General features: G+C 67.8%; 17 protein-coding genes. 5 read left to right on the top strand and 12 right to left on the bottom strand.

The window, feature by feature from the left end; genetic code table 11:
* Positions 1 to 32: 32 nt before the first annotated feature.
* A complete protein-coding gene (locus MUN74_RS15850) occupies positions 33 to 1,058 on the bottom strand; it encodes a helix-turn-helix domain-containing protein (RefSeq protein ID WP_244853494.1) in 1,026 nt (341 codons plus the stop codon).
* Between the two features lie 80 nt (positions 1,059 to 1,138).
* Between MUN74_RS15850 and MUN74_RS15845 the strand changes: the two genes are divergently transcribed.
* Positions 1,139 to 5,005 (top strand): S8 family serine peptidase, encoded by a 3,867-nt coding sequence (locus MUN74_RS15845; protein ID WP_244853492.1) that lies wholly within the window; start codon positions 1,139 to 1,141, stop codon positions 5,003 to 5,005.
* Positions 5,006 to 5,129: 124 nt separating this feature from the next.
* Positions 5,130 to 6,401 (top strand): MFS transporter, encoded by a 1,272-nt coding sequence (locus tag MUN74_RS15840; protein ID WP_244853490.1) that lies wholly within the window; start codon positions 5,130 to 5,132, stop codon positions 6,399 to 6,401.
* 156 nt (positions 6,402 to 6,557) lie between these two features.
* On the opposite strand, the gene MUN74_RS15835 is transcribed toward MUN74_RS15840, so the two are convergent.
* From MUN74_RS15835 to MUN74_RS15790, 10 genes are all read right to left on the bottom strand, one after another.
* Positions 6,558 to 6,956 carry a PPOX class F420-dependent oxidoreductase gene (locus MUN74_RS15835; protein WP_244853489.1) on the bottom strand — a complete coding sequence of 133 codons (399 nt, stop codon included), beginning with the start codon at positions 6,954 to 6,956 and terminating at the stop codon, positions 6,558 to 6,560.
* A 94-nt stretch (positions 6,957 to 7,050) separates the two neighbouring features.
* Positions 7,051 to 7,479 carry a pilus assembly protein TadG-related protein gene (locus MUN74_RS15830; protein ID WP_244853487.1) on the bottom strand — a complete coding sequence of 143 codons (429 nt, stop codon included), beginning with the start codon at positions 7,477 to 7,479 and terminating at the stop codon, positions 7,051 to 7,053.
* 512 nt (positions 7,480 to 7,991) lie between these two features.
* Positions 7,992 to 9,422, bottom strand: a complete 1,431-nt coding sequence (locus tag MUN74_RS15825) for a hypothetical protein (protein WP_244853485.1) — start codon at positions 9,420 to 9,422, stop codon at positions 7,992 to 7,994.
* 210 nt (positions 9,423 to 9,632) lie between these two features.
* Positions 9,633 to 10,634: a protein NO VEIN domain-containing protein gene (locus tag MUN74_RS15820; protein ID WP_244853484.1), complete on the bottom strand. Its 1,002-nt coding sequence runs from the start codon at positions 10,632 to 10,634 to the stop codon at positions 9,633 to 9,635.
* A gap of 171 nt (positions 10,635 to 10,805) precedes the next feature.
* Positions 10,806 to 12,056 (bottom strand): AlbA family DNA-binding domain-containing protein, encoded by a 1,251-nt coding sequence (locus MUN74_RS15815; protein WP_244853482.1) that lies wholly within the window; start codon positions 12,054 to 12,056, stop codon positions 10,806 to 10,808.
* A gap of 574 nt (positions 12,057 to 12,630) precedes the next feature.
* Positions 12,631 to 13,407, bottom strand: coding sequence for a hypothetical protein (locus MUN74_RS15810; RefSeq protein ID WP_244853480.1), 777 nt, complete (start codon positions 13,405 to 13,407; stop codon positions 12,631 to 12,633).
* 13 nt (positions 13,408 to 13,420) lie between these two features.
* Complete coding sequence (locus tag MUN74_RS15805; protein WP_244853479.1) at positions 13,421 to 13,687, bottom strand: hypothetical protein; 267 nt, start codon at positions 13,685 to 13,687, stop codon at positions 13,421 to 13,423.
* A gap of 40 nt (positions 13,688 to 13,727) precedes the next feature.
* The gene (locus MUN74_RS15800; protein ID WP_244853477.1) at positions 13,728 to 14,093 is read right to left on the bottom strand and encodes a hypothetical protein; all 366 of its coding nucleotides are present in this window, start codon (positions 14,091 to 14,093) and stop codon (positions 13,728 to 13,730) included.
* Positions 14,093 to 14,608 carry a hypothetical protein gene (locus tag MUN74_RS15795; RefSeq protein WP_244853475.1) on the bottom strand — a complete coding sequence of 172 codons (516 nt, stop codon included), beginning with the start codon at positions 14,606 to 14,608 and terminating at the stop codon, positions 14,093 to 14,095. The genes MUN74_RS15800 and MUN74_RS15795 overlap by 1 nt, the downstream gene beginning before the upstream one ends.
* A 26-nt stretch (positions 14,609 to 14,634) precedes the next feature.
* Entirely contained in the window at positions 14,635 to 14,925 is a 291-nt protein-coding gene (locus MUN74_RS15790; RefSeq protein ID WP_244853473.1) for a hypothetical protein, read from the bottom strand.
* A 97-nt stretch (positions 14,926 to 15,022) separates the two neighbouring features.
* Here MUN74_RS15790 and MUN74_RS15785 point away from each other — a divergent pair, with 97 nt between their 5' ends.
* The 3 genes from MUN74_RS15785 to MUN74_RS15775 all read left to right on the top strand — a co-directional run bounded on the left by MUN74_RS15785 (position 15,023) and on the right by MUN74_RS15775 (position 17,830).
* A complete protein-coding gene (locus MUN74_RS15785; RefSeq protein WP_244853472.1) occupies positions 15,023 to 15,412 on the top strand; it encodes a PadR family transcriptional regulator in 390 nt (129 codons plus the stop codon).
* Entirely contained in the window at positions 15,409 to 16,395 is a 987-nt protein-coding gene (locus tag MUN74_RS15780; RefSeq protein WP_244853470.1) for a permease prefix domain 1-containing protein, read from the top strand. The genes MUN74_RS15785 and MUN74_RS15780 overlap by 4 nt, the downstream gene beginning before the upstream one ends.
* Before the next feature lie 130 nt (positions 16,396 to 16,525).
* Complete coding sequence (locus MUN74_RS15775; protein ID WP_244853468.1) at positions 16,526 to 17,830, top strand: acyltransferase family protein; 1,305 nt, start codon at positions 16,526 to 16,528, stop codon at positions 17,828 to 17,830.
* A 4-nt stretch (positions 17,831 to 17,834) separates the two neighbouring features.
* Here MUN74_RS15775 and MUN74_RS15770 read toward each other — a convergent pair whose 3' ends face one another.
* The gene (locus tag MUN74_RS15770) at positions 17,835 to 18,623 is read right to left on the bottom strand and encodes a M23 family metallopeptidase (RefSeq protein WP_244853466.1); all 789 of its coding nucleotides are present in this window, start codon (positions 18,621 to 18,623) and stop codon (positions 17,835 to 17,837) included.
* Between the last annotated feature and the right edge of the window lie 114 nt (positions 18,624 to 18,737).

Raw genomic sequence — 18,737 nt, 5'->3', positions numbered from 1 at the left:
CGGACGTCGCCGGTCGCGGCATCCGACCGCATTCAGACCCACGACCGGCGCACGGCCTCGGCCCCGAGCTGCATCCGGGTGGTGACCCCCGCCGTCTCCATGAGCTCCGAGACGCGGCGCTGGAGCGTGCGCAGCGAGATGCCGAGCTGCGCCGCGGCGCCCGCGTCGGTCGCGCCGAGCAGCAGCAGGCGGATGAGGTCGCGGTCGACGGCCTCCTCGCTCGGCGGCGCGGCCACCGGCAGGAACGCGGTGGCGCTGCGCCAGTACTCCTCGAAGATCGCGCTCACGAGGTCGAGCAGGCCGCTCGGGTGGATGAGGAGTGCGCCGAATCCCTGGTCGTCGCCCTGGGAGCGCATCGGCACGAGCGCCATCTGGTCGTCGGCGATGAACATGCGCGTGGGCAGCGAGGGCAGCACCCGGATCTCCTCGCCGATCTGCGTCATCTCGCGCGCCGCGGCGAGCCAGCCCGGTCGCTCGAGCACGCCGCTCTCGACGATGACGCGGTACCGCACGCCGCGTTCGAGCGCGCGATCCTCCTCGACGTTCTCGTCGTTGCTCACGAGCGCGACCTCGTGCAGCACGAGCGCCCGCACCTGCTCGGTCGAGGCGGCCTGCAGCTGCGCGACGCGCTGGCGCACCGCGTCGTCGCCGACCACGACGTCGACGACATCCGCGACGGTGCGCTGGTCGGCGGAGCGCCGATAGAGCTCCCCCAGTTCGGCGAGCGCCTCGTGCGCCCGGGTGAGGCCGCGTTCGCGTTCGAGCAGCAGCGGTCGCAGCGAGATCGACGGCGGCGAGGCCACGAACCGGTCGGCGTTCGACGCCTGGCGGGCGAGCAGCCCCAGTCCCTCGAGCTCGCTCGAGATGGAGCGCACGCGCGGCAGCGACATGCCGAGCGCCGCCGCGATCTCGGCAGTCGACGCCACCCGCTGCTGCAGCACGCAGCGATACACGGCGGTGTGCGCCTCGTCGAGTCCGAGTGCCTCGAGCACGGTGGCCTCCTCGTCTCCCGCTTCGCCCCGGTCGGAAACCCACGGACCGTGGCGGATCGCAGCCATGGCGGGACTCCGCCACCACTTTAGGCGAGCGGGAGGCGAAGGTGGTCACACGGATTCCCCCTACACCGAGAGGCTCGCGCATGTCACGACCCCAACCCTCGGGCCGCCGCCTGCTGCCGATCGTCGCCGCCACAAGCGGCCTGGCGATCGGCATCGCGGGTATCGGCCTCGCGTCTCTGCCGGCGGCCGCCGCCCCCGCGGCCAGCGTTCCCCACGCGAGCGCGGCCGCCGGCAGTGCCCACACCGTCACGCTGATCACCGGCGATCGCGTCACGGTGACGGACCTCACCGACGGCACCCACACCGTCTCCGTCGACACCGCCGTCGACGGCGCCGGCGTGCAGACGTACGAGGCGGCGGGGCAGTTGCACGTCGTTCCCCAGGACGCGATGCCCTACCTCGCGTCGGGCTCCCTCGACGGCGACCTGTTCAACGTGACCAAGCTCATCGAGTTCGGCTACGACGATGCGTCGGTCGACGCGACGCCGATCATCGTCGAGCAGGCCGCACCCACCGCGCGCACCTTCGCCGCTCCGGTTCCCGGACTCGACGTCCAGGCGCAGCTCGAGAGCATCGGCGGCGCGGCCGCGACCCTCGGCCACGACGACTCGGCCTCGGCCTGGCAGGCGCTCACCGCGTCGACCGGTCCGTCTGCGCGCAGCCTCTCGGCGACGCCGACGCTCGCCGACGGCATCTCGGCGATCCACCTCGACGGCAAGGTGCAGGCGACCCTCGACTCGAGCGTGCCCTACATCGACGCCCCGAAGGCGTGGGCCGAGGGCTACACGGGTGAGGGCGTCACGGTCGCGGTGCTCGACACCGGCTACGACGACACCCACCCCGACCTCGCCGGCCACGTGCTGCCCGGGTCGAAGAGCTTCGTGCCCGGTGGGGATGTCGCGACCGACGTCAACGGCCACGGCACGCACGTCGCCTCGACCATCGCCGGCACGGGCGCCGCGAGCGGCGGCACCCACCGCGGCGTGGCCGACGGCGCCGACCTCCTCGTCGGCAAGGTGCTCGGCGACGACGGCTACGGCCAGGACTCGTGGATCATCGAGGCCATGGAATGGGCCGGCCAGAACGCGCCGATCGTGTCGATGAGCCTCGGCTCGTCGGAGGCATCCGACGGCAAGGACCTCATGGCCGAGTCGCTCAACCGCATCTCGGAGGAGACCGGTGCGCTGTTCGTCGTCGCAGCCGGCAACGCCGGTGCGGCCGAGACGATCGGCGCCCCGGGTTCGGCGGCCGACGCCCTCACCGTCGGCTCCGTGGACGACCCGTCGGGGTACCTCTCGTACTTCACGAGCCAGGGCCCGCTCGCACGATCGGGCGCGATGAAGCCCGACGTCACCGGCCCGGGCAACGACGTCACCGCGGCCCGCTCGGCCGACAGCAACGGCGAGGGCCCGTACATCTCGATGAGCGGCACCTCGATGGCCACGCCGCACGTCGCCGGCGCCGCCGCCATCCTGCTCGGCGCGCACCCCGACCTCACGGCCGACCAGCTGAAGGCGGCGCTCGCGAGCACGGCCGTCGACCTCGGCTACACGCCGTACCAGGGCGGAACGGGCGTCATCAACGTCGCAGCTGCCCTCGACGCACCTGTGGTCGCCTCGGGTTCGGGCGACTTCGGCATGCTCGCCTGGGGCGAGGAGCCGGCACCCGTCACCCGCACCGTCGAGTACACGAACCGCACCGACGCCGAGGTCACGGTGGCGCTCGAGCCGACCCTCGCCGACACCACGCCCGGTGACGGGGGCGGCGACCCCGGCCCCCTCTCGGCGACGGCCGGCGTCGCGTTCGACGCACTCACGGTCGACGCCGAGTCGCTCACGATCCCGGCGGGCGAGACCCGGTCGGTCACGATGACGGTCGACCCCTCGAAGGTGCCGGCGGGCACGCAGCTCTCGGGCGCGCTCGTGGGCTCGATCGACGGAACGCCGGTCACGCGCACGGCGCTCGGCACCATCGCCGAGGCCGAGCGCTACGACCTCACGATCACGGCGACCGACTTCGAGGGCAACCCGACCGCGACCTACGCGTACCTCTGGAACCCGGCGACCCAGTTCGCCGAGCCGGTGTGGGTCGACGGTGAGACGACGCTGCGCCTCATGAAGGGCGACTACACCGTCATGTCGTTCATGGAGCTGCAGCGCACCGCCGACACGCTCGCGAGCGTGATGGTCGGCGAGCCGATCGTCGAGCTGGACAAGGACCAGATGGTCGCGCTCGACGCGCGCACCACGGAGCAGGTCACGCTCGATGTCGGCGAAGACGGCCTCGACCAGGTGTTCCGCCGCATGGACATGAAGGTCGACGACTTCCTCGCGAGCGCGATGATGCCGATCTGGACCGACGAGATGTGGGCGCAGCCCATGACGGTCGACGACGCCGACTTCGACTTCACGACGCGCTGGCGCCTGCAGAAGCCGCTCCTCGCGGTCACCGCCGGCAAGCAGCAGCTCGACCTGATCGTGCCCGGCGGCTCCGCCCTGATCGACGGTTCGCTGAAGGCGACCGCCGTCGACGCCGGCACCGGCACCCCCGACGAGCTCGCCGCGGCCGGCGCCGCCGGCAAGATCGTCGTCGTGACCCGCACGCCCGAGCGATCGGCCTCGCAGCAGGCCGCCGACGCGGTCGCCGCCGGTGCGAAGCTGCTCATCCTCGCGAACGACGCCGACCCCGAGTTCAACGCGTGGGTCGGCTCGGAGACGGACTTCTCCGACGTCGCGATCCCCGTCGCGCTCATCAGCGGCGTCCAGGGGCGCGAGCTGCTCGCGCAGCTCGCGAAGAAGCCGAAGCTCTCGGTGTCGGCCATCGGCACCCACTACTCCGACGTCGTGTACGACATCGCGGAGTACGGCGACGGCGTGATCCCGACCGACCTCTCGTACACCCACTCGAAGAAGGACCTCGCCCGCATCGACACCCGGTTCCACGGCCAGAAGGAGCAGCTGGGCGAGTTCCGCTACGACTTCGTGCCGGGTGCCGAGTACGGCAGCGGCTTCCCGATGATCGCGCAGCGCGGCATGGACCGCACCGAATGGGTCAACACCGAAGGCCTCCGCTGGAACCAGTGGGTCGCCGTCATGTCGGTGATGTGGGAGATCCGCGACCTCCAGCGCACGTACGAGGCCGGCGAGCGCACGAACGAGGAGTACTTCGGCGGCATCGTGCGCCCGTACGTCGCCACCGGATTCTGGGTGCCCTACCGCACGTCCGACTGGACCCAGATCAACGTGCCGAGCTGGGCCGACGGCGGTGACGCCGACCACACCGGCACGTTCGACACCTGGATCGAGCCGTCGACCGTGAAGCAGACGACCGACGTCTACATCGACGGCGAGCTCGTCAAGCAGGCCGAGCACCAGGGTGCGAACATCTTCGACCTGCGCGACGGCGAGCAGCAGTGGCGCGTCGTGAGCACGGCGACGCACGACGGTTCGCACCTCGAGGGTTCGACGAAGACGGTGAGCGACTGGACGTTCACGAGCGACGGCAAGCTCGGCGACTGGACGAACCGGCTCCTGCCGATGATCCAGGCGTACTACGACCTCGACGTCGACGTCGCGAACCAGGCGGGCGCAGATCGACGCAAGGGCACGGGCATCGAGCTCGGGCTCGAGCTCGGCCACGTCGCCGGCAGTGCACCGGCGGGTGCGATCACCGACGCGAAGCTCGAGGCGCGCAGCGCCGGCGGCGAGTGGGTCGAGATCGCCTTGAAGCCCGCGAAGACCGACTACCCGACGGGTGCGGTCGAGGGCGACGGCGACATCTTCGTGAAGAGCCGCGCCTGGGTGAGCGGTTATGCCGCGAAGATCCCGGTCTCCGACAAGGGCGGCTGGGTCGACCTGCGGGTGACCGCGAAGGATGCCGCGGGCAACACCTTCTCGCAGGAGATCGAGAAGGCGTTCGAGGCGGCTCCCGCCAAGGGCGTCCGCTGAGACTCACTCCCCCAGTGAGAACGACGAGGGGCTCGGCCGTACGGCCGGGCCCCTCGGTCGCGTCCCGGCGCCGTTCGCGTGCGCGCACACGATCGCGAGCCGCCTCGGGTGTAGCGTCGAATCGATGATGCCCGTCTCCGCCACCCCGTTCTCGTGGCGCGGCATCATCCTCCCGGCCTACCTGCCGACGCTGCTGTTCTCGCTCGGCGAGGGCGCGATCATCCCCGTCATCCCGGTCGTCGCGACCGAGCGCGGGGCGTCGCTCGCGCTCGCGGGGCTCATCGCGGCGATGCTCATGGTCGGCGAACTCGTCGGTGATCTGCCGGCCGGATGGGTCGTCGCCCGCATCGGCGAGCGCAACGCCATGATCGGGGCGGCGCTCATCGCCGTCACGGGCGTGCTCGTCGCGCTCGCGTCGCCGACGACGGTTGCGCTCGGCGTCGGGGTGTTCCTGCTCGGGCTCGCGACGGCGGTGTTCGGGCTCGCCCGGCACGCGTTCCTCACGAGCTACGTGCCGGAGCGGGTGCGCGCCCGCGCGCTCTCGACGCTCGCGGGGGTGTTCCGCGCGGGCTGGGCGATCGGGCCGTTCATCGCCGCGGCGATCATCGCCGTCGCGGGCACGTCGGAGCCGGTGTTCTGGGTGCTCGTCGCGAGCTGCTTCGCGGTCGTCGTCGTGCTCGTGCTGCTGCCCGACCCCGAGCGGGCGTTCGGCGCTGCGCGGCTCGCGCGCGAGGCATCCGCGACCGACCCCGACGCGCCGACCGCGGGCGAGGCGGAGGCGGCGGCCGCCTCGCAGGGCGTCTTCCGCGCGATCGTCGTACACCGCGAGGTGCTCGCGCGCATCGGCACGGGCATCGGCATCCTCGCGGCGCTGCGCGCGAGCCGCACGATGATCCTGCCGCTGTGGGCGGTGTCGATCGGCATGCCGCCCGAGCAGGCCGCGCTCGTGATCGGCATCTCGGCGACGATCGACTTCGCCCTGTTCTACGTGAGCGGCCAGGTGATGGACCGGTTCGGCCGCATGTGGAGCGCCATCCCCGGCCTCCTCGGACTCGCGATCGGGCACCTCGTGCTCGCGTTCACCCACGACGTGCCCGCCGCCGCCGCATGGTTCACGGCGGTGGCGCTGCTGTTCGGCGTCGCGAACGGGCTGTCGAGCGGGGTGATCCTCACGCTCGGCGCCGACCTCGCCCCGAAGGCGAACCCGGCGCCGTTCCTCGCGGGCTACCGCACGATCGGCGACGCGGGGCAGGCGGTCGCGCCGCTCGTCGTCGCGGGCGTGACGTCACTCGTGTCGATCATGGCCGCGAGCGCCACGATGGGCGTCGTCGGGTTGATCGGCGCGGGCGTGCTCTGGCGCTACATCCCGAAGTACGTGCCGCGCCGGCTGCGCTGAGCCGCGCTGTGTTTGCAGCGCGCGCCGCGCACGCAACCGCCCCGCAAGTTCACGCGTTTCGGGGGTGTATTCGCGTAACTTGACTTGCCCGATCGGGCCGATTCTTGCGGAAATGCACCCCCGGAACGCTCTCGGCGGCGAAGCCGCCCGCACAGCTCAGCGGCCGTTGACCTTCTCGATCTGCATGACGAGGATGACGCGGTCGGGGTGGTCGGCGGGAACGGGGGTGTCGGCGTCGCCGTAGCGCTGCCCGAGGTGCACGTAGAAGGCGCCCTCGGGGTCGGGGACGACCTCGGCGAGGCGACCGCGCACCTCGACGTACTTGTGCGCGTTCTCGGGGTCGGTCATCGCGAGCGTCATGGCCGGGTTCTGCTGCAGGTTGCGGAACTTCGCGCGCTTCGTCGTGTGCGTGAACCGGATGGTCTGCGTCTCGGCGTCGAACTCGAACCACATCGGGTTGACCTGCACCTCGCCGTTCGGGCGGGTGGTGCCGAGGAAGGCGAACACGGGCGCTTCGAGGATGCGGGCGAAGTGGTCTGAGATCTCGATCGTCATGCTCCAAGTCAAGCAGTCGCGGGCGGCCCGCATTCCCACGCGGGCGAGAACGACGAGTCCGATGCCGCCGCGGTGGCCCTGCGTAGCCGTCGGCTCAGTGGAACACCGAGCGCGCCGTCGCCGTGACCTCGATGGGCACCGTGATCGGCACGAGTTCGGTGGAGATCGGTGCGTGCCAGACGGCGCGGAGCGTCACGGTCGCCGTTCGACCGTCGCCCGAGCCGGCCGAGACGAGTTCGAGTTCGTCGAGTTCGCGCACGGCGTCGCCGAGGTATTCGCTCGCCGCTCGCCGGACGCCGGTGTCGTCGAGTTCGACCGCGAGCTCTCCACCGTCGACGCGGACCTCGTCGAGGTTCCAGATCTCGGCACCGGCGAGCGCGGCACCGTCGGCGAGGGTGAAGAGGCGCTTGCGGTCGAGGTAGAGCGAGGTCGCCGACGCCACGACGAGCACGAGGGCGTAGCCCCGGCCCGTTGGCGACCCCTGCGGTCTCTCAACGACGCGGGCGAGGACACCCGCTGCCACGCAAGCGACACCCCGCCGCGCACCGTCTCATGGCCCGTTTGCTCGAAGGGTCCCCGTCAGGCAAAGTTCCATTCCACTCGAACATACGTTCGAGATTCCACTGGGCCGACAAGGAGAGCATCATGGCCACAAAGAACGCCCCCGTCGACACGTCGACCCCGACCGGGGAGCTGGTTGCCAACGTCGGTAGCGAAGTGGGAGCGCCGCGTGATCGGCGAACGCACGTCTGCCGCCATGCAGGCCGCCGAGCGTCAGGGTAAGCACATGGGCCGGGTGTCCGCGCTGCCGCAGTTCACGGGCGACCGGCTGCTCGCCCTTCGCACCACACACACGCTGACCGGTACCGCCGACGCGCTCAACGCAGAAGGCCTCACCACGGCTACCGGCTCACCGTGGACGGTCAACACCGTGGCAAGCGCAACAGCGCCTCAGTCCCAGCGATCACTTCGAGGGGGCGACGTGACTCTCCCTTGGATCAGTTGCCGCCAGTCTGAGCCCTCGTCGACCCCGGGTCATAAGAGGCCGACAGCCTTCGCGTAATTGCCAAGCTTGGAGAGCACGTAGTTGGAAATCTGCGCTCGCCCAGTCTTGAGACGCCACATCACCTCTATGCGAATGAGGTCATCCCCTTGGCGTACCGCGATGTCGCTGAAGTACTTGACGGGTCCCGACAGCTCCTTTTCCAGTTCGTAGGCGTCTGCCAATCCGGCCTCGACTAGTGCATCCGCGATCGCGCGGTTCAGCAGACCGTCATTTGTCTGCGCGATCTTGGCGAGACCCGCGAACGCGGTCGTCGTGCTTCCGCCTGCCTTCTTGCCGCGCCGCTTCACTCCGAGTTTGCCGCCCCCGAGGAGAACACCAAGTTCGCTGGAACGGACTCTTTCCACAGCCTTCTTATCGCGAGCGGTGGAGAGACCCTCCATCTTCATCAATGCACGCAGCTTCTCATTTCCAAACTGGCGAGCGATCGCCAGCGCGGCAATCTGCTCCACGTGCATCACCCGCGCATCGAGCACAGTGCCAAGGATTCCGAGCGTGTCAGGCTCCTCCTTTAGCTCCGCCACGATGTTGGCGCCGGTTGATGACATCAGCCGTGGGACGTCGGCATGCGATTGCTCCCCTCGCGTCACCGCCGCCACATCACCCTCCGGGTCATTGCCAGCTATCACCACGACCCACACGCGAGGCTGTTCGACTTGCAGCAGCTTTTTGACACGGGCGCCGTTCTTACGCAGTTCCCCTCGGAGGAGCGCGAGGAAGTCGCCTACAGAGTCCGCCTGGGCGGCGAGCTCTTCGGCCCGGTCGTTTGTGACACCTAACGCGAGCAGCGAGGCGCTGTCGTTCAAGGCAGCGACGGTGAGCTCGCCGATGCGGATGTACTGTGGCCTCGGCGGCCCGTCAAAATGGACGATCGAGTCGCCTACTCCGAGGAGTGCCGAACCCCCGATCTGCTTTCCGAGATTGGCGAGCGCCTCCGCTAGCGCGTCAGTGTTGGTCGGCCAGACGACGAGCGTTGAGCGCCCCGATGGGGATCTAACGAACCCGTTGATACTGTGCATGAAAGCCTCAAGCGCAGCCTGTGAAACGTCGAGAAGAGCTTCCCTTCCCTCAATGACGACGATTCGCGGCACGTCCGTGGAAGGCAGAGTCTGTAGGGCTTGCGCGACGTCCGTGTCGTTTGAGATATGGACTGTGGTCACACCGTCCCTGAAGAGACCAACGGTGTCGAGGAACGTGGACTTACCTGTGCCGGGGTCGCCTCGAAGAATCATGAGCCCGCCACGCCCTGCCGCTTGGAGGTCTTCAAACCGGTCATCGAGCAAGTGAAGGCTGCTGTCTACCGCAATCACTAGGGTCTTGAGCGTTCCCTCGCCCACGTCGCGCAACATCTCAAAGCGATCCGGGACGTACAGCGTCTCGCGGGTGCTCTCGTCATCAGCCACACGGCGAGTTTGGCATAGCGCGACCAGCGTTCCCGGCGGGCACGGCGTTTCGCGGGGATCCCGATTCGCGCCTGGGGGCGCTAGTCCGAGACCCCGTATAGGGCGTTGCAGGGGGTGACGGGAATCAAAACCGCCCACGATCAGATTCGAAGTCCTCAGGGACGGGCCGGAATCGGGTCGAGCGATGCTGTCGAACGGGACCTCCTCGCGCTACACAGCCGGGAGCGTATAGCGCAGATGGGTCGGACGAAGTGCCTTGTCGCTAGGCATCCAGCCCAGCCATATACGCACGACCCCTCCCTTCGTCGCAATGGCCCCGTCAACGTCCCGGGAGGCAGCTATCCCATCGACTACGAAAAGGTCGGTCGGTTGGTAGGTCCGGGCATGGTCGACTTCACCCTGCGTGAGCTGCACACTGCCCAGCTCGTCGCCGACCGAACCCTTGACCTCGACGTGACGCTCTATCCCATCCAACGTCACACGCAGATCGTACGGCTTGCCGAGCTCCTCAATCTCGGTCGCGCCAGCGGCACGGTAGTGCTCGATGGCCATGTGGACGGCGTGGCGCTCAAGTGCAGTGCGTTTCTCAGCGTCGGCAAGGTAGCCCTGACCGTGCCTCGCCCGAGCGGTCCTTCTTCGGTCGCTCGGCACTTTAGATGCACTGACCGATGGCAGGTCAAAGAGGAGGGCAACAAGCGCGGCAGGGAACTTGGTGAGATAGCCCTGCTGAGCACGCAGCTCGCGATCGCCGTAGTTCTGGAATGGTGCGTAGATCGGCTTGCCATATACCCGGATCAGGCTGTCTCGGACCTCTAAGACATCTGCACGGCGGGCGTTGAGGGCCGACCGCGTGACGGGGGTCTCGAGCTCGGTGTAGTTCGACAGCGGCAGGTTCCACGTCGGTCCAACCGTAGGCACCCCGCGCCCGCGCCCGCGAGTACCGCGCGCCTGCCAAGACCAGGTGATGGTTTGAAGCGGTCCTACAGCCTCGGACCACCCAAGGATGCCTGGTTCACCTGTCCTCGTCTCGTGCCAGTGGAACACTCGGTCGCCCGGCTGCACGTAGGAAGTCAGCTCGTAGGACCACGATGGGTTGCCGTCGAATGCTGCCTGCGGAGCGCGCAGATACTCCCCCAACCCGACGGGCTCCTTTCGGATCTCCATCCAATAGATCTCATCGGAGTCGGAGTCCCACCAGTTATTGATCCCCATGATCTCGACTATGGCAGAGCGGCGCGGCGCTGTTGCTTCGGGGCGGGTGAAGCAAGGCCTTGGTCCGCCTGTCGCCGCTGCCGACCCTCGCCGCCACTGGCACATGGGAGCCTATGCCTGAAGGGGACCCTTCTGGCAAGGTGTCCCGCTTCGCGGAGTCATCAGGCTGGATCACCAAGTCCAGTTAGCGGGACGCGGGGGAAGCATGGTGTCGAGGTTTGTGGGCTTCTTGATCCCGACCTGGTTCAGGGCCAAGGTCGCGACATCAATGGCCGCGCTAATGAACTGCGTGTCATTGACGGACGGGTCGACGGTGACCCGCACAGGGCGGAATCGGCCGCTCAGTGACCGGTGCACCCCAGACGGCGGGGCGGCATTGCGATCATGGAACTCGGGCGGCATAGCAGCTTCAACACCGAGGATGACGTCGTAGTCGCCGGCAGGACTCTCACCGGCCACCGCATGTATGAGCGCGACGAGCGCGGCAGCGAAAGCATCGACTGCGAGGGTGGGTATCTGGTGCGGCTCGTGATGTCGCCCAGACTTGTCGCGCTCATGCCCACCCGCGCGCCACGACAGGCCAACCGAACCGTCATCGAGGAGGACTGCGTGCGCTTCGCGGTAGTCGTTCGGGCTCTTGGGGGGTAGGTACTGCCCGCCGAGCGTAGGGCGGGCTTGATACATCTCCACGTCTTCGAGCGGACTGTATTTAAGTCCGCCAAGCCACCAGCGGGTGACCAGTTGGGCTCGATCGACAGTGCTAGCCACACTCTCGAGAGGCTCGGAGCGCGGTCGCCGGCTGCGAGGCCGTGCGGCGCCGACGAGCACCGCGCGATCGCTTGGATCGGCGGCGGCTGCGATGTCGTCGTAGATCTGGTGCAACGCCTCTTCGCCGCGGCGTGCCCCTTCAAAGCGTGACCGGTAGGCGGCTTCGAGTTCGCGTTCTTTCATCCAATGTGTATCCGCTCCGGTACGGAGCGGTGCGCCGAACTGGTCGTTGCGATACACAAGGTGCGGACCATCCGGGCTGGCGGGAATCAAGAGCGCCACAGCCCGCGCCCCCGTCGTCGAGGGAATGGCGACGACTTCGACGCCGAACACCGGGGGCGTGATTGCCGCCATGGTTACCCGTCGGATCGTTCGCTCGTATCCCTCGGTGAGTTCACCGGCATCGTGTCGACCGCCTGCAGCCTTGTTCGTCTCACTTACTCCGAAGACGATGATCCCGCCACCGGCGTTGGCGAAGGCAGCGATGTCTTTGACGATGTCGGATTCGCGAAACTCCTTCTCGGGCGGAAGAGCCGTCTTCCAGTCGAGTTCGTCGTTCTCCCCGATGCCCTGAGCGACCGCGTCGTCGATCATCTGATCTGTGAGGGGACCAGGACGCTCGCCGAGCGCTCTGTGTAGAGGCGTGTGCAGCATGGTCTCAGCATACGGAGCAGCCGGAAATGCGAGCGGGAACGAGCTGCACCAAAATACCCGCACCGAGTCCAAACCGAGCACTCTTCCGGATCCCGCAGGCAGGATGGTCGGATGGCTACGGTGTCCAGCATCATGCGCTCAACGTCCGTGGACAGGCTGTCCCGCACCTAGCGCGTGGACCCGACCAGCTCATCGGGTGTTGAAGGGATCGGCGCGGCGTCCACGGGCTCCGGCCTGAGCGGGCCTCGCCCTTCCGCTGGGTGCGGATCTGGTCAGGGTCAATCGCGTCCTTTTCCGGAGCTCCATCTGTCCATCTCGTCAGGGTCGGAGTCGCACAAGTTTGTTGATGCCCATGGCCTCGACTCTGACAGAAGCTTGCGGCTCAGTGGCCCCGGCCCATCCCGTATCTATCTGCGCCGTCGTGCTCCCGTTTGCGATTCGCCAGAGCCGCAAGAACAACGGCGGCTCGACGATGAAGGATGCCGTGGACCGCATCGAACGCAAGCTCGCTGCGCATGACGAACGATTCGCCGAACTGGAGTCAGCGAAGGGTCGCCACGCACGGCAGTAGGTCTCACTCGATGGGAGGAATCACCTTGTAGACGAAGTTGAGCCTGTCGTCGTACGTGACGCTGCGGTGGTACTTGCCTGCACTACTGAGCGAGATCGCCACCATGGTCGAGTCCGAGACGTCGTCCTCCGTCACCTCCCACGAAAGTGTGACCTCCGGCCCGACTACAGAAGTCGATCCACGCGTGGTCGAAGTTCCGAGAGTCCACGTCAGTTCACGACCTTGAGGGTCGTTTCCTCGGCAACTGAACGTCACGATATCGCCGACCCTGAGCGCAGTCTCCGTCAATACCACGCCGAGCTGCTGTAAGCCCTCACGTGAGTTGCCAAATGAGTCTGTGATGCGCTCAATCGCGGGGTAATACTCCATGTCAGGACCCTTCGTGCTCATGAAGACCGTCACCTGCGCTCGGAGAACGCCTGCGATTCCTTCGAGGTGTGTTCGCTCCCACGGGAGTAGCTCGCGACTGTGAGCGACTGTGTTTCGGTATCGCCCCGCGAAGGCGCAGAGGGCACTGAACTCGTCCTTGTTGAGGAAAGCGTCTTTGAACGACGGCCAATTGGTTCGCTTGACGATGAGGTCCTTCAACTCGCCAAGATGGGTGTAGTCGAGAAGCTCGCTGCTGACCTTCGCCGGTCGGCGCTTCTCTTCCTCGGAGTCGTATCGCTTCTGAAGCTCAGCGAGGAACGCGGTAGTGAATCCATAGTCACCCTTGAGTACCGCCCTCATAATCCACCGCAGGTCGCTCTCGATGATGTTGACAGCTTCGGCGGGCTCCATGTTCGAACCCTACCTACGACCAGTGCCGTTTTCCCGTCATCGGGTCCTCATGAAAGGCGATGATGGCTCGCAGTCGCTGCTCGCGGTCGGGGTGAAGTTCGAGGCTGATGGGCTTGCCGGTCACCGGGTGCGGTACCAGCGCCTCGTAGAACACCGATCGGGCACCAGGCATGCGCACCTCATGCAGCTCGCCGATGCGCACACCGTCGAGGTAGACGCCCCAGCGCGATGGCTCCGACTCGCGTCGGCGGCGCACCGGTCGCGGCTGGGGCACAATCACGAGAGCACGTTACGAGGCGCCTCCGACGTTTCGGCCGCTATTACACCGGATCGATCCCAAGGTCTCCCAGCACATCGGCCTTGAGATTGGTGATGCCAAGGGCATCGAGCCGTGCAAGGTTGTATAGCTCGGCAATCGGTTGAAGCAGTATCGGAGACTTGGAGGACGAGACCTGAACGAGCTGGACAGCTTGCGGCGCTGACTCACTCGCGGGACGATAAATCTCGAAGATGAAGGGCGCGGAACCGTCCTCGTCTCGAGGCTTCAGATAGTACGTAAACCGTTGACTCTGCGCCGTGTATTCGCCCGAGTCCGCATCATAAACGGACCACTTGAGCGAACCCCTTCTGGTGGCCACCACCAGACCCGTCGCAATGTCAGCCAGGTCTCTGTCATCAATGACCACTACTTAGCCTCCTTCTGAAGCCGTGCTACGAGTTCACTCGCTTCGGTCGAAACGGTTGACAACTTCGACACGGTCAGGCTCACAACTTCTTGAATCGGTCGACCGGTCGGCGATCCCGCTAGTTCTGACTTCGCCGCCTGAGCTGCCTTCATCGCCGCTCTCAACTGCTTGATGATCTTCTCATCCTTCGTGCCGTCGTTCGCAGCGAGATGCCCGAGAATCGACCCCGCACGACGGGAGAGATGAAGCAGAGCGTTTACGACGAGATCCGGATCGTTGCTCTTGACGGACTGGAGCAGCTCATCCTCCAGAGTATGGATCTCGGGAAGCATCACGAGAAGGTCGTTGCTCAGCAATCTCCGTGCAAGCAGATCCTTCGAAGCAACAGTCGCATCAGCGGTTCGCCAAAGTTGGGCGACTGCCAGCCCAAGGCCGATGACGGTTACAACAAGCTGCCAAAACGAGAGCCACTCGGCAGCGTGCCAGAGGTCCTCGTTCGCGGCGGCATTGATCACCTTGTGAGCATACTGAACCGGCCCTGTCAGCTTGACAAAACGCGCGCGGGCCCGTTGATCCAGATCTCCTCGACCGTCTCGTCGTCGAAGAAGGGTTGCAGCGCACCGTAGCCGGTGAGCTCGGCGACGACCTCGTGCGTCGTGCCGAGCTCGTCGGCGAGCGCCGCGTGCGTGCCGGTGAGCGCACGCTCGCTGTACCGGCGCACCTCTTCGTGCGCGTAGCGCGCGGCGAGGTCGCCGGCACCGGCGAGATCGACGCCGTCGCGCAGCACCCGGGTTCGCACGCGTTCGGCGATGGTGCGGACGGCGTCGGACATGGCATCCATCTTGCGGGCGATCGAGCAGCACGCCCCGAAGTTATCCACAACGCTCATTTGGTTCACATCTGGTACTTGATCTGTTACAGTACTTCACATGATCCAAAATTCAGCGGCAACCGGCGACGCCTTCGCGGCCGACCTGCTGCGCGGGCACACCGACACGATCGTGCTCGGCGTGCTGCGCGAGCACGACAGCTACGGCTTCGAGATCTACAAGCACATCCGCGATGCGACGGGTGGCGGCTACGAGATCAAAGAGGCCACCCTCTACGCCAGCTACCGCCGGCTCGTGCGCGACGGCCTCGCCGAGGCCTACTGGGGCGACGAGTCGCAGGGCGGCCGCCGCAAGTACTACCGCATCACCGACGCGGGCCGCGCCGCCTTCCGCCAGAACGTGGCGAGCTGGGTAGCGACCCGCACCATCATCGACTCCCTGCTCGGCAGCCAGGCGGCGCCGGCGAACACGAAAGGCTCCCTGCGATGAGCGAGACCAACCGCACCCCACGCACCTCGACCGAGGTGCACCGACTCCTCGACGAGGCCTTCGCGGGCATCGACCCCACCCCCGAGGCGCAAGACCTGAAGGAGGAGATCCGCGACAACCTGCTCTCGCGGGTCGCCGAGCTCGAGGTCGCAGGCGCCTCCCCCACCGACGCCGCGCGCCGGGCGATCGGCGAGCTCGGCGACGTGCGCGAGCTCGTGGCCGCGGCCACGGGCGACGGGGCGGATGCCTCGGCCGGAGCTCCCCGCACGGCCGGCGCCGCCGCGCCGTCGACCGGTCGCGGCGCGACGGCGAGCGAGCTCGCGTTGCGCAACCGGGTGCGCCCGAAGCCCGCGTTCGTCGTGCGCACGGTCGTGCTCTCGATCGTCGCGGCGGCCGCGCTCGTGCTGCTCGCCCTGGGCCTCACGCCGCTCATGCCGCTCGCGACCGGCGCGCTCATCGCCCTCGCCGCGGTGCTCGGACTCTCGATCGGCGTCGTCACCGCCGACGCGCTCCGCCAGGAGACCACGACGAACTACCCGCTGCCGACCGGCCGCGCCGTCGCGTTCGGCGCCGCGACCGGCACGCTCGTCGCATCCCTCGGGTTCACCGCCGTCGTCGTCTGGCGGCTCGAGCTCGTCTGGCTCGTGCTCGCCGCCGTGCTGGCGGTCGCCGCGATCGCCGTGCTGAGCGCGCTCGGCGCGACCCAGACGAACCGGCACAAGCCGTGGGTGCTCGCGATGCACCGCGACGCCGTCGAGGTCGGCAACCGCTTCGAGCAGGACCCGGCCGCCGCCGCCCGCTTCGGCATCTACTCCGCCGTCATCTGGCTGACCGCGTTCGCGCTCGTGCCCGTGCTCGGCTTCACGGTCGGCTGGTGGTGGGCTCCGCTGCCGGTCGTCGCGGCGTTCATCGCCATGATGCTCGTGCTCGCCCGCATGCTGTTCGGACACGACTCCGCCGCGAAGGGCGATGCCGCCCGCTGACCCTCGTCGGCGGCATCAGGGCGCCCCTCCACACCCTTCGTGGAGGGGCGCCGTCGCGTTGCTAGGCTCGGCTCACCGCCGACCGAGGCTCGGCCGCCGGACCCACCGACCCGCCGAACCCGGAGCGAACTTGACCGCATCGCCGCGATCCACGCCCGCCGACACCGCGCGCGCCGCCGCCCTCGCCTCGCGCGATCTCGTCGTCGACCTCGCCCGGGTGGCGTGCATCCTGCTCGTCGTCGTCATCCACCTGCTCATGATCGGCGTCGGGTACGCACCCGACGGCGCGCTCGTCGTCTCACGCCCGCTCGAGGCGCAGCCGTGGTTCGCCGCCGCCACCTGGGTCGGGCAGATCATGCCGCTCTTCTTCGCGGTCGGCGGCTTCACAGCGCTCGCGGCGTGGCGCAGCCTCAGCCGCCGGGGCGGCGACGCGACGGCGTTCGTCCGCGGGCGGGTGCTGCGGCTCAGCGGCCCCTCGCTGCCGCTGTTCGCCTTCTTCGCGGTCGTGCTCGGCGCGGCGACGCTCGCCGGCGTCGACCCGGCCCTGCTCGACACCGTCGCCACGGGGGCGGGCTCGCCGCTCTGGTTCCTCGCCGCGTTCCTCATCGCCCAGTGCGCGGTGCCGTGGATGACGCAGCTGCACGCCCGCGCACCACGAGCAACGCTCGCACTGCTCGCGGCGGGCGCGGTCGTGGTCGACGCCGTGCGCGTCGCGACGGGCATCACCGAGATCGGTCTCGTGAACCTGCTGTTCGTCTGGCTCTTCGTGCAGCAGCTCGGCTTCTGGTACGCCGACGGATGGTTCCGGCGCCGCCGCATCGCGACGCTCGTCGGCATCGCGGCGGCGGCCTACCTCGTCATCTGGCCGCTCGTCGCCGCGGGCTGGTACTCCCCCGACATGCTCGTGAACCTCAACCCGCCGACCGTGCCCCTCCTGCTGCTCGGCATCGCCCAGATCAGCCTGCTGAGCGCCCTGCACCGCCCGCTCGACGCACTCATGCACCGGCGGGCCGCCCAGGCGGTCGTCTACCTCGTCGGCAGCCGCGCGATGACGGTGTACCTCTGGCACCTGCCGGTCATCATCATGGTCGAGGGGCTCTCGCTCCTCATTCCCGGCGCGGCACCCGAGCCGGGCAGCCCGGCGTGGTGGCTCACGCGGCCGATCATGTTCGTGGTCGTGCTCGCCGTCGTGTTCGCGATCGCGCCGCTGCTCGTGCGCTTCGAACGCCTGCCGACGACGATCCCGGCCGGACGGCGCGCCCCCTCGCCGCTCGTGACCGCGATCGCGATGGTGCTCGCGATCGTGCCGCCGTTCCTCGTCATGCAGTGGTTCCTCGACCTGCAGCTCGCGATCGTCGGAACGGTGCTCGTCGCGCTCGCGCTGCTGCTGCTGCGTCCTCGTCGTGTGATCGGGCCGCTTGCGGCCGCGACGTGAGGCGCTAGCGGATCACATCGACACCGTCGATGTTGTCGAGTTCCTCTGAGACGGGCATCGTGTTCTGGTTGGCGAAGTCATCGACGCCGCCGATTCGCGCCGCCTCCACGCGCGTGAGATCGAGTGAGACGTTCGACGCCGCGGTGAGCTGGGCCACCATCTCCTCGAGAGCGGCGATGCGCCCGGCCTGCTGCGCGATCAACGTCTGATTGTGCGCGACGATCGGAAGGACGCCGTAGTTGAACCGCTTGACCACTCCGTCGATCTCGACGGAAGCACCCGTGAACAGGCCCGCCCAGACGTTGCCCAGCCGATCCCGGTCGGTGTTCTCGAACATGTCGTTCCCCAATCCTGCGGCAATGAACCCGGCGCCGATCGCCGGTCCGATGAGATGCATCGGGTCTTCGACTGCGCCTTCGAAGATCGAACTCGCGAACGGCCCCAGCGTCGTGTGCGAATGTTCGCCGTCCCACGATTCGCCGGGGTCGTCGAAGCGCCCAGCCACCTCGGCGATGGTGTCGCCCGGTGCCACCCGATCGCCCGCATCGACAGCGACCCGCATCGTGTGAGCCCACCCGGCGAACCTGCCCTCGTCGAGATGGACGATCACGCAGGTGCCGATGAACTGCGAGTGCTCGATCGATTCGACGCGGCCGGGAAGGTACGCCGGGATCGGCGTGCCTCGCGGCTGGATGAAGTCACGACCGCGATGCCCCTGCGGACCGTAGTACCTCGAATTCGGCAGGATGCCGAATTCGTTGCCGCCCGCTCGATAGAACTCCTGCCACGCCATGCCACACCCCGGGTGATCACGTCGAAGTACGGCCGACGAGCCGCGCTCATGCGTCGAACGCTACGCGCACGTCGATTCGATCGGATCCGTGCTGGCACCGACATACCGGGCCCG

The sequence above is a fragment of the Agromyces sp. H17E-10 genome (assembly GCF_022919715.1).
In the GTDB taxonomy this organism is placed as follows: Bacteria; Actinomycetota; Actinomycetes; order Actinomycetales; family Microbacteriaceae; genus Agromyces.
This window is presented reverse-complemented; position numbering and strand designations above follow the sequence as displayed.